Origin of the sequence: Paenibacillus sp. J53TS2, assembly GCF_018403305.1 — a bacterium.
Lineage (GTDB): Bacteria > Bacillota > Bacilli > Paenibacillales > Paenibacillaceae > Fontibacillus > Fontibacillus rhizolycopersici.
In genome coordinates this window covers 604,426-618,681 of the sequence record NZ_BOSK01000001.1, presented here as the reverse complement: position 1 = coordinate 618,681, position 14,256 = coordinate 604,426, and the positions used below count along the sequence as shown (strand labels likewise).

General features: G+C 52.3%; 13 protein-coding genes. 6 read left to right on the top strand and 7 right to left on the bottom strand.

All coding sequences use genetic code 11. The features are described from left to right. Positions 1–106: 106 nt before the first annotated feature. Together KJS42_RS02925 and KJS42_RS02920 are read right to left on the bottom strand one after the other, a co-directional pair. Complete coding sequence (locus tag KJS42_RS02925; protein ID WP_483311269.1) at positions 107–4,315, bottom strand: acyl-CoA dehydratase activase-related protein; 4,209 nt, start codon at positions 4,313–4,315, stop codon at positions 107–109. Further along, positions 4,296–4,769, bottom strand: a complete 474-nt coding sequence (locus KJS42_RS02920) for a MarR family winged helix-turn-helix transcriptional regulator (protein ID WP_193414976.1) — start codon at positions 4,767–4,769, stop codon at positions 4,296–4,298. Before KJS42_RS02920 ends, KJS42_RS02925 begins: the two co-directional genes overlap by 20 nt. A gap of 337 nt (positions 4,770–5,106) precedes the next feature. Between KJS42_RS02920 and KJS42_RS02915 the strand changes: the two genes are divergently transcribed. From KJS42_RS02915 to KJS42_RS02890, 6 genes are all read left to right on the top strand, one after another. Further along, a complete protein-coding gene (locus KJS42_RS02915; protein WP_213621915.1) occupies positions 5,107–5,454 on the top strand; it encodes a DUF1048 domain-containing protein in 348 nt (115 codons plus the stop codon). Between the two features lie 10 nt (positions 5,455–5,464). After that, positions 5,465–5,812 carry a DUF1048 domain-containing protein gene (locus KJS42_RS02910; RefSeq protein WP_155605019.1) on the top strand — a complete coding sequence of 116 codons (348 nt, stop codon included), beginning with the start codon at positions 5,465–5,467 and terminating at the stop codon, positions 5,810–5,812. A gap of 18 nt (positions 5,813–5,830) precedes the next feature. Next, positions 5,831–6,151: a PadR family transcriptional regulator gene (locus KJS42_RS02905; protein ID WP_213621914.1), complete on the top strand. Its 321-nt coding sequence runs from the start codon at positions 5,831–5,833 to the stop codon at positions 6,149–6,151. Positions 6,152–6,293: 142 nt separating this feature from the next. After that, positions 6,294–7,055 carry an ABC transporter ATP-binding protein gene (locus tag KJS42_RS02900; RefSeq protein WP_213622108.1) on the top strand — a complete coding sequence of 254 codons (762 nt, stop codon included), beginning with the start codon at positions 6,294–6,296 and terminating at the stop codon, positions 7,053–7,055. After that, on the top strand, positions 7,056–7,805 hold the full coding sequence (locus KJS42_RS02895) for an ABC transporter permease (RefSeq protein WP_155605021.1): 750 nt from the start codon (positions 7,056–7,058) through the stop codon (positions 7,803–7,805). Positions 7,806–8,004: 199 nt separating this feature from the next. Beyond that, positions 8,005–9,324, top strand: coding sequence for a helix-turn-helix domain-containing protein (locus KJS42_RS02890; protein WP_244868359.1), 1,320 nt, complete (start codon positions 8,005–8,007; stop codon positions 9,322–9,324). A 391-nt stretch (positions 9,325–9,715) separates the two neighbouring features. On the opposite strand, the gene KJS42_RS02885 is transcribed toward KJS42_RS02890, so the two are convergent. The 5 genes from KJS42_RS02885 to KJS42_RS02865 form a co-directional block, all read right to left on the bottom strand. Continuing rightward, positions 9,716–10,486: a hypothetical protein gene (locus KJS42_RS02885; protein ID WP_213621912.1), complete on the bottom strand. Its 771-nt coding sequence runs from the start codon at positions 10,484–10,486 to the stop codon at positions 9,716–9,718. Continuing rightward, entirely contained in the window at positions 10,473–11,510 is a 1,038-nt protein-coding gene (locus tag KJS42_RS02880) for a M42 family metallopeptidase (protein ID WP_213621911.1), read from the bottom strand. The genes KJS42_RS02885 and KJS42_RS02880 overlap by 14 nt, the downstream gene beginning before the upstream one ends. 45 nt (positions 11,511–11,555) lie before the next feature. Continuing rightward, on the bottom strand, positions 11,556–11,927 hold the full coding sequence (locus KJS42_RS02875; protein ID WP_155605025.1) for a LapA family protein: 372 nt from the start codon (positions 11,925–11,927) through the stop codon (positions 11,556–11,558). Between the two features lie 81 nt (positions 11,928–12,008). Further along, the gene (gene pepF, locus KJS42_RS02870; protein ID WP_213622107.1) at positions 12,009–13,799 is read right to left on the bottom strand and encodes an oligoendopeptidase F; all 1,791 of its coding nucleotides are present in this window, start codon (positions 13,797–13,799) and stop codon (positions 12,009–12,011) included. A 249-nt stretch (positions 13,800–14,048) separates the two neighbouring features. Further along, positions 14,049–14,222, bottom strand: a complete 174-nt coding sequence (locus KJS42_RS02865; protein ID WP_193415408.1) for a hypothetical protein — start codon at positions 14,220–14,222, stop codon at positions 14,049–14,051. Positions 14,223–14,256: the final 34 nt, after the last annotated feature.

The window sequence follows — 14,256 nt, the reverse complement described above, 5'->3', positions numbered from 1 at the left end:
AAAAATACCCCAATCGGCGATTTCTATTCGATTTATCGCATAAAAAACCTTTAAGCCTCACACCGGCCCACCTGGGCAGGTCTTGGCTTAAAGGTTTTTTACTTGCTTAGCACAACACGCCGCTGGCTACCGACATCATCAGCTTGATACGGTTGATCTGATTCACCTCGCTGGCGCCGGCGTCGTAATCGATCGCCGCGATATTGGCGTCCGGATATAGCTCCTTCAGCCCTTTGATCATTCCGCGGCCGGTGATGTGGTTCGGTAAGCAGGCGAACGGCTGGATGCAAACGATGTTGTTCACGCCGTGATCGAGCAACTCCATCATTTCCGCCGTAAGGAACCAGCCTTCGCCCATTTGGTTGCCGACCGACAGCAGGCGTCCGGCTTTCTCCGCCAGCGTGTAGATGCTCTCCGGAGGGGTGAGGCAACGGCTGGCTTCCAGCGCCTGCTTCACCGGTTTTCGGTACATTTCGATATATCGGATCACTATCGGGTTCAGGAAACCCAACATTTTGCTCTTCCCTAAGTGATCCGCCTTATAAATCGGGTTGTATAAGCAATAGAACATGAAGTCGAGAAAATCGGGCACTACCGCTTCGCCGCCTTCGGCTTCGATCACCTCTACGATCCGGTTATTGGCATCGGGATGGAATTTGATCAGAATTTCACCGACGATACCAACCCGTGGTTTGGTAGCCCCCGTTTGCGGAAGAGCTTCGAACTCCGCAACCATACTTCGGATATTCCCCTTGTATTCCTGAGAAGAGAACTCCCGCAGGGAATGCTTGCATAGTACCATCCATTTGCGGAACAACAGCTCGGTATCGCCAGCGTTGCGCTCGTATGGCCGGAAGCGGTACAAGAGCCGCATCAGCAAATCGCCGTAGCAGGCTGCCGCAATTAACCGGTTGATCAGCTTTAAATTAAGCTTGAAGCCCGGCTGGCTTTCGATCCCCGTTGCGTTTAACGAAATAACCGGGATTTGCGACATTCCCGCTTCTTTCAGCGCCTTGCGCAGCAAAGCGATATAGTTCGTCGCCCGGCAACCACCCCCGGTTTGGGTCAGAATGACGGCCGTTCGTTCCGGATCATAGTCGCCGCCGCGCAGGGCCGCCATGATTTGCCCAATCGTCATGATCGCTGGATAGCAGGCGTCGTTGTTTACGAACTTCAGGCCTTCCTCCGTCGATTGCTTGCTGGCCTTCTCCAGCACTTTCAGCCGGTAACCGGCCCCGCGGAATACCGTTTCGAACAACTCGAAATGGATCGGCGAGAGCTGCGGGGCAAGAATCGTGTATCCGCTTTTCATTTCTTTGGTAAAAGAGGCCGGCGAAACCGGTGCGGACACCGTCCGTGCGGTATTCTGCGACGGTTCCCGTTCCTTCATCGCCGCGAGCAGCGAGCGCAGCCGGATCCGTGCCGCCCCTAGGTTGCTGATCTCATCCACCTTAATCAGGGTGAACGTCTTATGGTGACGCTCCAAGATCTCCTGAATCGTATCCGCGGTAATCGCATCGATCCCGCAGCCAAACGAAGTGAGCTGCACCAGCTCCAGGTTGGCCCGACCGCTAACGAAATAAGCCGCGCGGTACATCCGCCCATGGTACGTCCATTGATTGACGACGGGTAGGGGATGCTTGACGCTGCCCAGATGGCACACCGCATCCTCCGTCAAAACCGCCAGCCCCATCCCGGCAATCAGATCGGCGATACCGTGATTGATCTCGGGATCGCTGTGGTACGGGTGGCCGCAGAGCACGACGCCTTTGGCTCCCGTCTCCTCCAGCAGCTTCAGCGTCGCTTCGCCTTGAGCGCGGATATCGCCGCGAGCCCGCTCTGCTTCTTGCAGCCCCGCGTCAACCGCCGCCTCCAGTTCCTCTGTCGGAATGCGAGGAAACGTGGTTTGCAGTGTTTTTTTCAAAGCCGGTACATGATCGATGTTCAGGAATGGACTTATCAACGGAATGCCTTGCTCCCTCAACCGGTCCATATTGGTCCGGATGACCTCGGGATACGAGGCGACGACCGGACAGTTGAAATGATTGTCGGCCGAGGCGTCTTCCTTCTTCTCATAAATGACCGCAGGATAGAAGATGAAGTCGACTTTGCTGCGAATGAGGCTTTCAATATGGCCGTGCACCAGCTTAGCAGGATAACAGACGGACTCCGACGGAATGGTCTCCATGCCGGTTTCGTACAGTTTTTTCGAGGACTTCGGCGAGAGAACAACCCTGTACCCCAGCTGCGTAAAAAACGTGTGCCAAAACGGGTAGTTTTCGAACAGATTCAGCACCCGCGGTAAGCCGACTGTCCCTCGCGTGGCCTGCTCCGGAGGGAGCGAGGCGTAGCTGAACATCCGCTCGTATTTGGATTCGACGAGATTGGGAAGACCGGTCTTCGACGTCTTCTGCGTCGCGCCGCGTTCGCAGCGGTTGCCGCTGACATGGAAGCTCTTGTCGGGAAACCGATTGATCGTCATGGCACAATAGTTACTGCATAACGAGCAGCGGGCATGCGAGACCTCATAGGTGAACGAATGCAGCTCTTCGCAAGGCAGCAGGCTGCTGCAACCTACTCCGTCATATTGCTCGCGAGCTAGCAGCGCGCAACCATAAGCGCCCATGATGCCGGCGATATCGGGGCGAACGGCTTCCCTGCCCGTAAGTAGTTCAAAGGCGCGCAGCACGGCATCATTGTAGAAGGTTCCGCCCTGCACGACGATGCGCCGTCCGAGCTCCTCAGGATTGCGGATTTTGATTACTTTTTGCAGTGCGTTCTTTACGACAGAATAAGCCAGGCCAGCCGAAAGGTCGGGCAGGGACGCACCTTCCTTCTGCACCTGCTTAACCTTGGAGTTCATAAACACCGTGCACCGCGAGCCGAGATCCACCGGATGGACCGACTCCAGGGCGGCGGAGGCAAACTCTTCGATACCCAGCCCAAGCGCCCCGGCAAAACTCTCGAGAAAAGAACCGCAGCCCGCCGAGCAGGCTTCATTTAGCAGCAAGCTGTCGATTGTACCTCCGCGGATTTTGATACATTTCATATCCTGGCCGCCGATATCGAGAATAAAGTCGACATCCGGCATAAAGCGGGCCGCCGCTTTATAGTGGGCTACCGTCTCGACCTCGCCGGCATCCACGCGGAACGCGGCCTTCATCAAGCTTTCGCCGTAACCCGTAACACAGGCGCGAGCAACATACGCATTCTCCGGCAACCGGGCATACATCTCCTGCAGCGCTTCCGCTAGGGAAGCTAGCGGGTTGCCTTTATTGCCACGATAAAACGTATGTAGAATTTGGTCTTTAGCGCCGGTCAATACCAGCTTGGTCGTGGTCGATCCGGCATCGATGCCGAGAAAGCAGGGACCGCTATAGCTTGCCAAGTCCGCTTGGGATGCGCTTGCCGCATCGTGCCGCTTCCGGAAGTCGGTGTACTCCTGTTCGTCCGCGAACAGGGGGGCAAGCCGGTTCTCGCCGTCAGGAGCAATCGTCCATTCGGCATTCTCCATGCGCTCCAGCCAATCGCTGAGCGGGAGAGATAAAGGGCCGGAGCCTTGGAATGCGGCTCCGATCGCCACGAAATATTGGGCATCGTCCGGGAACACGACATCTTCCGGCGCGAGCTGAAGAGTTTCAATGAAACGCTTCCGCAATTGCGGCAGGAACGTGAGCGGCCCGCCGAGAAAAGCCACCTTGCCTCGGATCGGGCGCCCGCAGGCTAGCCCGCTGATCGTCTGCGTGACGATGCTCTGAAAGATTGAGGCGGAGATATCCTCGCGACGCGCTCCTTCGTTCAGGAGCGGCTGGACGTCCGTTTTGGCGAACACCCCGCAGCGGGAGGCGATCGGGTAGATCGTTTCGCAGCGGGCAGCCCATTCGTCCAGCCCCGCCGGATCGGTCTCCAGCAGCGCGGCCATTTGGTCGATAAACGCGCCGGTTCCGCCAGCGCAGGCGTTGTTCATGCGTTGATCAATGCCGCCGCGCAAATAGATGATCTTGGCGTCCTCGCCGCCGAGCTCGATCGCAGTATCCGTTTCCGGTGCCAGCCGTTGAATCGCCTTCGTGCAGGCGACAACCTCCTGCAGAAACGGAATGCCGGTCAACTCCGCTAGCTTTAGCCCGGACGAGCCGCTGATGCAAAGGCTGGCCTCCGCGTTAGGAAAGCGCTCCATGACTTCCCGCCATAATGCCGGTACTGCGTTGCGGATATCCGAATAATGGCGGACATACGCCCGGTGCACGATGCGCCCTTCGCGCAATGCTACGATTTTTGCCGTGGTGGATCCGATATCAAGTCCGATCTGCAGCAACATGATGTTCCTCCGTCTCCGTAATTCCTACGGCAAATTTATCCCGAATCGTCAGCAAAGACTGCAAAAACACCTGCAGTTGTTGCTCAGGAAAATCGCCGAGGATCGTTTGAAAGAGATGGTTGCGCTTGGCTATCATCTCTTCAAGGACCAAGCGGCCGTTCGCCGTCAAATCGATCCAGCAGATGCGTTTATCCACGGTATCCCGAACCCGGTCCAGCAATCCTTCCTTGACCATTTTATTAATGGCGATCGTATTGGCACTGGACGATAAACCAACCAGCTCGGCGATTTGGGTTACCGTCGATTTACCGTTCCGGTAAACCGCGAGTAAGATAAAAAACTTGCTAGGCAATATCTGCTCCCCATCGTTAAAAAACAACCGACCCATGCTGTGGGCGATATCCAATGTCGTCTCGCAGATTCCGATGCACATTTCCTGATGCTCCTTCATCGCGATTCCTACCCTCCCCAGACAAAAAAACTTTTACCGTAAAGCTTTATATTCAAACCATATCACCGGGCGGGAACCCCCGAATATTAAAAATGTAATAAGGACAAGGAAATTCGGGGTACGCTAGCCGCGAAAAGTTTATTGAGAAATCCAGTTGACACCCCTGCTACTCGGTGTTACAATGTACCTGTAATAAGCAATACTGAATAGCGGGAGTGAGGTACTCAGAAAGCTATTCGGTTCCTTTTTCCCAGGTACTAAGTTATACAGAATATTAGTCAGACAGAATAGTGGGCTTTCATTGCCCCGAACTTTCGAGATAAAGGAGAAGAGCGTCATGAATTTTTGGGACAAAATTACGGGCAACGACATGACAAGGGAATTTAAAGGGTTTGAGGCGCGTGCCCACAAGCTGCCGGCCGATTATCAAGCGGCATGGGAGGAGATTAAATCAAATCTCTGGCAGCACTCCGATTTCACCGGTCGCATCCTTATGCCCATTTTGGATGGAGCGCTTAGCTGGCTTGAAGAAACAGCGGCGGACGGTCAACGTGTTCAAGAGGTGCTGGGCGACGATATCCAAGGCTTCTGTTCATCGCTAGCCGGCGAAGAAGGAGCAAAGTCGCTTCGCGACAAATGGCGCGAGCAACTCAACAGAAATGTCGCCAAAAAATTAGGGAAGTAGGAGGGATAACATGAATATTCAACAAATACTCCAAGGCAAAAAAGAATGGCGGGCTCACGTCGCACGGGTTAAAGCACTTCCGCAGGATTATCAAATCGTCTATAACGAGATTCAGAAATATCTGTTTAAGGTGGGTCCAACTGAACTCATGGACGGGATCGACTTACTCTCGGGGATTGTGGATCTCTTTGAAGAGGGAGCAAGCTTGGGGAGAGGGGTCCTGGAAGTGACAGGCCGCGACGTTGCGGCTTTTAGCGACGAACTCATCAAAGACTCCAAAACTTACGCCGACGTCTATCAAGAATCTGTAAACCAAAAAGTCAATCAAGCCGTGAACAAGTCTATCCATAAAAAATGAAGTAAAAGGGTGCAGATCATGGACAATTTAACGGAAATGCTAAAAGGTTCGCTGGAAGGCTGCGTGCTGGAAATCATCAGCCGTCGTGAAACCTATGGGTACGAGATTACCCGCCGCTTGAACGAGCTGGGGTTCGCCGAAGTCGTGGAGGGGACGGTATACACCATCCTCGTACGACTGGAGAAGAAGAACCTAGTGAACATCGAGAAGAAACCGTCGGATATGGGACCGCCCCGGAAATTTTATACCCTGAATGAGGCAGGCCGCCAAGAGCTTGAAATGTTTTGGGAGAAGTGGGATTTTGTCTCGTCCAAAATCAACGCCTTGAAGTCGAATTAATGTCACCCCATCGATGTTCACGACTGAATAGCCGGTAACTTAGGTGAATCGCCACCTTGCTATTCAGTTTTATTTTCACCAGGTAGTAAGTAATACGGGTTACCAGTCACACTAAATACTAACGTATAGGAGGAGAACAATGATGAGGAATGCAGCGATTTCTGTCAAAGGACTTAGAAAATCTTTTCAAGACAAGGAGGTGTTAAAAGGGGTGGACTTTGAGGTGCAGCGGGGTGAAATATTCGCCTTGCTGGGCTCCAATGGAGCGGGGAAGACGACAACCGTTAACATCCTATCGACGCTGATGAAGGCGGATGACGGTGAAGCGACGGTCAGTGGCTTCGACGTGAAGCGCCAGCCGGATTCGGTTCGCCAAACCATTAGCCTGACGGGGCAATTCGCCGCTTTAGACGGGATGCTAACCGGTCGGGAGAACCTGGTGATGATCGCTAAGCTGCGCGGAGTCCCGAAGCCGGCACAAGTTGCCGACAGTCTGCTTGCCAGATTCAGCCTAAACGATGCCGCTAACCTCCGGGCGGATAAATACTCCGGGGGGATGAAACGCAGGCTGGATATTGCCATGAGCTTGATCGGTACGCCGGCCGTTATTTTTCTTGACGAACCGACGACAGGGCTTGACCCCGAAGCTCGGATTGAGGTGTGGAATACCGTCAAAGAGCTCGCCGGGAGCGGTACAACCATCTTACTGACGACCCAATACCTAGAAGAAGCCGAACAATTGGCGGATCGAATCGCCATCCTGCATGGGGGTAAGGTCATTACGACCGGAACGCTCACAGAGCTCAAAGAGATGTTCCCCCCGGCGAAAGTAGAATATATCGAGAAGCAGCCGAGCTTGGAGGAAATCTTCCTCGCGATCATCGGCAAGAAGGAGGAGAAATAAATGAAGAACAAAACAGGGGTATTGCTCGGTCGATTAATGCGCAACATCCTGCGCAGCCCGGATACGATCATCACGGTCGCGATCACGCCGATTATGATGATGCTGTTGTTTGTTTATGTTTTTGGCGGAGCCATTGATTCAGGTACGAACAACTATGTGAATTATTTGTTGCCGGGAATCCTGTTGATGGCGATCGCTTCCGGCGTTGCTTACACTTCCTTAAGATTGTTTAATGATATCAAAAGCGGGCTGATGTCGCGTTTCATCACCATGCCGATCAAGCGTTCATCGGTGCTGTGGGCTCATGTGTTGACCTCGCTCTTTTCCAATGCGTTAACTCTCGTGGTGGTGTTCCTTGTCGCACTCTTGATGGGCTTCCGTTCGGGCGCTCCGCTCCTGGATTGGCTTGCGGTAGTTGGGATTCTTGGCCTGTTCACGCTGGCGCTGACCTGGTTGTCGATTATTCCCGGATTAACCGCGAAGTCGATGGAAGGAGCGACAGCCTACTCGTACCCGCTGATTTTCCTTCCATTTATCAGCTCGGCTTTTGTTCCTACCGAAACCATGCCTAAAGTTATCCGTGCATTCGCCGAGAACCAGCCCGTCACCTCCATCGTGAATGCCGTTCGTACCCTTCTCTACGGAGGTACGGTGGGGAACGAGATTTGGATCGCGCTTGGCTGGTGCTGCGGAATCATGTTCCTCGCGTACATCTTTGCGAGCAGAGCATTTAAACGCAAGTTAGGGTAAGCAAGCAAGCCCTTGCCCTCTCCTCAAACGGAGAGGGCAAGGGCTTCTATATTTCATCAGCTTTAGAATGTTAATTGACCGCAGTATGAAAAGAAGATATATTAACTTTATACATATAATTCCAGACCTCGTGTATCAAAGGAATGTGTGGTGATAACGAATGAGTACATCGACGATCCTGGAGGAAGTTCATTCCTTTATGAAAGACAATGAATTGAATCTGAGTCAATTCTCGATGAGGTTAAATATTAACGTGGGAACGCTGAGTTATTTGCTGAACGGGAACCGAACCTTAACCATGGATCACTTGGACCGGATTTCGGAGATCATGGGCGTACCCATAGGACATTATTACGAGAATTACATTCATGATTATCTTCAGGAGAGGAATCCCGACTGGCGGAGAGTGGGCCCTTTCCTACGCAAATGCGCCGAACTGGACAAGCTGGATTGTATACGAAGAACGATTAGCTTACTTATGGATAATTTGATGTACTCCACCTCGTTATTTGAACTGGCGGAGGAGTTTTATGAGAAAGGGCTGTACGCTGCCGCAGAAATCCTGTATGAGAATGTGGCGATGAGCGAAACCAGGCAATATTCCGAGCGGCTCGCGGTATGCCAGTATCGCCTGTTCAAGATCCGAATCGGAACGGACCAGGCCCATAACCTCAAAATCGCCTATCAGTTCGAACCTTATGTGGATCGGTTGGATGAAGTTCTGCAGCTGGACGCGCTCAAGGATTTGGCCAACCTGTATCGCTCGCTTCGTCAGTGGGACCGGGTTGAGGCTCTGGCCCAGGAGATGGAACACAAGGCACGCCTGCTCTATTTCAATGAACGACGCTCGGAAGAGGAGTTTCAGAACATGCAGCGTCGGCTTAGCAGACCCATGTTTGTCTATATCGCCTATGCAAACCTGCTGCGTGCAGAAGCATATGACGGTAGGGGAGATTTTGTTAAAGCGTTGGAATATACTTATCAATATACCGATTTAAGTTGGGTACGAGAAACGGACGAGGATACGAGACATTGGTTAGGCTTATTTCAGAAATGGTCGATGGTCAATCTTTATGTCAATAAGTTAATGAGTGGAGATATTGAAGTATTGCAAGAATATGTGACGTTTATTCAAGAAAACCAAGAGGAAATTACTCTTGGACTTTTGAATATAATGTTTGCTGCAAACTTATACAACATTGATGTCGATTCTATACTCCTTCAATTTAATTCAGAAATAGATGCATATATAAACCTCAAGAAGTCAAATGATTTGTATAATGACCAGGTCTTACCTGATAAGTATAATAAGTTTCTATATGATCTAACCTATTATTATTTACACAGAGGAGATTACACAAAGGGATTTAATTATTTACTGCAAGGACTGGGAAATTCAATTATAATTAATAAAAAGGAACTAGTTATTAAATTCATGGTTCTATTTGAACAACATAGACATATGGCTCCAAAAGAAATATGCCAGAAATATAAAATTATTGTGTGTGAGGTGACTTGAAGTATATGAAATTCAAATTCCTCGTTGTTTTTGCAGTTCTTTTTTCCTTACTATTGGCTTCACCAGGTAGCGGTAACTTTGATCAACCAATTATTACAACCTTTGATATGCATGGTGGCGCATAAAAATCTACATAAGAGGACATAAGTGAAAACGCCTATTCGTTTATTTATAACGAATAGGCGTTTTTATTAAGATATCAGGAAGTATATAATTGGGGGCTTTACACGATTATCCCCTTTGATCAGATATCTCTAAGAACTGGAGAAGAGTTCGCCCTCACTCCGGGCCCCTGTCCCCCCTGAATAAAAGGGATAATCGCGCAAAGGCAACATAAGAGGGACATCAAGGATACCTACCGAGGACACCGCCACACGGCGTCTTTTTTCGTTCACCTTATCACAATAATCTGCCGCAAATCGCGGGAATCGCCGTTCAGTTTGGTTTCGGCAGCGTTGAGCTGCGCCGAACCGTCGCCGTCGAGGAAGATACCATCGACGAGCTGGCCGTCCGCGAGCGTCGCCTTGACGGCGCTGCGGAACGCTTCGGCCGTGCAGCGCGTAGGCGTGACGATCAGCCACAGCTGGCCGTCCGCGTCATACGCGAGTCCGGAGCGGAGCCGGTTCTCGTCGGGGTTCGGCAGGTGCTCGGACTCTACCGCCGCCCTCCACCCGGCATCATCCTGCAGCTTCATGCTGACGCCGCCTTGAGCGAAATACTTAGCGCGATCCTTGACTATAAGCTCGTCTGCGGCGGAAGCCACCTGGACCGAGAAGCCGCCTGTGGCGCCGTCCCATACGAGCGTGCCGCGGTCGTATTTGGCGTTGTACCAGCCGGAGCCGTAAGCGCCAGCCGTGCCTTGAATCGGCTGGTCATTGTTCACCGCGATCGACAATACGGCATCGTTGTAGAAAAAACCGCCGTTGATGCCGTACACGCGGTAACGCCCTAGCGGTTGATCCGCCGCTCGGAGCTCAATCCGTTCCGGATCGACGACCAAGGCATGCAGCTTGACACCGTTCACCGCAGTAAGCTTATGATATTCATAATGATGGGGGAGCAAATAGCGGCTGCCCCAGCCGATCATCAGCAGGATACCGAGAAAGATCGCCCCAGCCGAAGCCGTGGCGATCCCCCAGCGCCGCCAATTAATCGGCCACATACGCGGCCAACAGGCGGGTTGTATTGATGACCGCCTGTTTATGGGTCCGTTCCATGGCATGCGAAGCATGCACGCCCGGCCCGATCAATGCGGCGCGAATATTGTGACCACCGTGCAACGCTGCCGAGGCATCGGAACCGTAGTGCGGATAAATATCGACCGCATGCGGGATGCCAAGGCCTCGGGCGAGCTCGATCAACCGGCTGGTCATGTCATAGTCGTAAGGGCCGGTGGAGTCCTTGGCGCAAATAGAGACATCGGTCTCTTTGCAACTCAAATCATCGCCCATCGCGCCCATGTCGACGGCGATCATTTCATTCACGCCGTCCGGGATCCAGGAGGCGCCATGCCCAACTTCTTCATAGTTGGAGATAAGGAAGACGAGGTCGTGCCGCGGCGTCCAGCTTTCTCGGCGGCTCGATTCCATCAGGCCGAACAGAGCAGCCACGCTGGCTTTGTCATCCAGATGGCGGGACTTGATGTATCCGCTGGGTGTCATTACGGCACGGGCATCAAACGAAATGAAGTCGCCAACGGCAATGCCTAGCTTCAATACGTCGTCTTTGTTCTCCACGAGCTCGTCGATCCGCACCTCCATGTTCTTCTCCTCGCGTTTGAAGTCACGCGCATCGCTGTACACGTGAACGGAAGGATGGGTCGACAGGATTGTGCCGGTAAAGACCTGGCCGCTGCGGGTGTGGATCTGGCAGTATTCGTTCTCGATACTGTGCATCATAAATCCGCCAACGGATGTGATTGCCAGCGTCCCGTTCGAGCGGACGGCGCGCACCATGGCGCCGAGCGTATCAACATGGGCGCTGAGGGCGATGCGCCGAGAGGAATCACGGCCGGGCAGAGTCAAGATCGCACCGCCCTTTTCGTTAAAGCTGCAAGGCACGCCCAGCGCTTCGGCTTCACGCTCAATCAGCGACATGATCCCACGCGTGAACCCGCTTGGGCTTGGCGTATCCAGCAAGGTTTTCAGTAAATTTAACATATAGGTTTCATTTGGTTGAATATTCATGGGAAACCTCCTTCAGGGGTTTAGTCCGTGGTGCTCCATAACAGATTACGGCTGGTTGGAATCCTCTGCCGACTCGGTACCATTTCCGGTCTCCGTGTCGGTTTCGGCAGTTCTCTTCTTCTTGCCGCGTTCCGGTTTCTCCGGTTCCGGGAAGACATAGCCGGTTGCTTCTTGGATATGTACAAGCTTGGCATGTAAGCCTTTGACTTCGCGTTGCAGCCGGTAACCGCGGTATATGCCAAACGACCCGACGATAATGCCGCCGAGCAGCGTACTGCCGAGAATCAGCAAAATCAGCGGGAAGCTGACCGAGCCAAACAGCAGATTTACCTGGACCGGGTCGACGTTGATCACGGCAAACACAGCGGTAATCAAGGCGAAGATCAGAGCTAAAATCAAGGACCATTGAATTTTCATGAGGGTACACCTCCTTCTAGAACAGTATAAAATCCCTTGTCCGCTTGGGGCAAGGGATTTTGTGGAAGCCTTTAGCCTAGGTTACTTCGTCAATTGTTCCATTTGCTCGATGACGTTCTCGAACACGCTCATCGCTTCGCGGATCGGCTCCGGCGAGGACATGTCGACACCGGCTTTTTTCAGAATATTAATCGAGTAGTCGCTGCCACCGCTCTTCAGGAAACCGAGGTAACGCTCAACCGCCGGCTTGCCATCTTCAAGGATTTGTTTAGAGAAGCTCGTCGCCGCGGAAAAACCGGTAGCGTACTTATACACGTAAAAGCTCGTATAGAAATGGGGGATACGTGCCCATTCCATTTCGATATCTTGGTCAACGACCATGTCTTTACCGTGGTATTTTATGTTCAACTCGTAGTAAATCTCAGACAGCTCTTGCGGCGTCAGCGATTCTCCGGCTTCGGCGCGCTCGTGGATGAGCTTCTCGAATTCTGCGAACATCGTTTGCCGGAATAACGTCGTCCGGAACTGATCAGCGTAGTAGGTCAGCAGGTACAGCTTTTGCTTCGGATCGGTTGATTTTTTCAATAAGTAATCCATTAACAGCGCTTCATTGGTCGTCGAAGCGACCTCGGCCAGGAAGATGGTGTATTGAGCGTCCCGGTATTTCAAAGCTTCATCCGAAAAATAAGAATGCAGCGCGTGGCCCATCTCATGCGCCAACGTGAACATGCTGTTCAGATTGTCCTTGTGGTTGAGCAGCACGTAAGGATGGGTGCCGTAGGCGCCCCAGCTGTATGCGCCGGTACGTTTGCCTTCGTTCTCGTACACGTCGATCCAGCGGTTCTCGAAGCCCTCGCGCAGCACCTTCAGGTAATCCTCACCCAGCGGCTGAAGGCCTTCCTCGACCATGCTCTTCGCATCATCATAAGTGATATCCCACTTGTATTCCTCGACTAACGGGGCGAACAGGTCATACATATGAAGTTCGTCGACGCCTAATAGCTTCTTGCGCAGCTTCATATAGCGTTGCAGGAGCGGCAAGCTCTCATGGACGGCATCGATCAGGTTCGTATACACTTCCTTCGGAATGTTGTCGCCATATAGGGACATTTCCAGCACAGAAGGGTATTTGCGGACCCGCGAATAGAACATGTTCTTATTCACATTCGCGCTCAGCGTGGAGGCGATGGTATTTTTTTGCTTACGATAGGTTTCGTAAACGGCTTTGAATGCCCGCTCGCGTACTTCGCGGTTGGGGTTCTCCAGGAACTGAATGTAGCTGCCGTGGGTTAAATCTACTTCGTTCCCGTTTTCGTCCTTGATTTTCGGGAATTTCATATCGGCATTGTTGATCATGCCAAAAATTTGCTGCGGCGCTTGCGACAAATTGCCAACCTGGGCGAGCAGCGCTTCTTCCGTTTTGCTCAGCACATGCGCTTTCTCGCGTTTGATTTCCTGCAAGGTGAACTTGTAGTCCGCAAGGGCAGGATCTTGAATCAGCTTGTCGAGCTCCTGCTCCGGCAAAGCCAGAATTTCCGGGGTAATAAAAGACAAGGCCTCGCTGACTTCCACGCTTAATTTCTTGGCTTTTTGCACAAGGGCCTGATATGTAGGGTTCGTTGTATCCTCGTCGTGATTGAGATGGGCGTAAACGTAAAGCCGCTCAATTTGCAACGATAACTCGTCTTCCAGCTCGAATACGGCTTTGATGCTCTCCGCATTGGTGAGCTTGCCTTCGAATTCGGCGGCTTTGTCTTTCAGCGTCTTAAGATCGTTGTACGATTTGTCCCAAGCGGCTTGGTCGGAAAACAAATCTTGCAGCTTCCACGTATTCTCCTGTGGTACCTCTGAACGTTTCAATACGGTGCTCATCGGAATCCTCCTTTGGGTTGGGTAAGATGATGAGGCAGGCTGACCAATCGCGGCGCTGCCTGGGAATGCGGCTGCCAGAAGGCAACCGGTCAACAGCAGGGGAATCGCACGTGGGGTGCGCTTGTGTCTCATACCGGAAAACCTCCCTTATTCGTGTCGGGAGCCCGATGTTAAGCTGGATCTCATGATCCAGTTGGCTTTGGGCATTTTCCTAGTATGGCCGTCTGCTGCAGGAATTATAGGGAATTGTCAGGCAAGGAAGCTGTAAATCATCAGCCCAAACGCCACCGCGATCATAATGACGGAGGCTAGGGCCAGGCCGCGCCGAAGGCGAGGCTGCAGGCGATCCTTGTTTAGGACAACCACGACGCCTAGCGCGAACGCGCAGATGATAAAAATAAGAAGGTTGGAACTATCCATCATAATTAATACTCCGTTTCGTACTGGAATGGTCCGG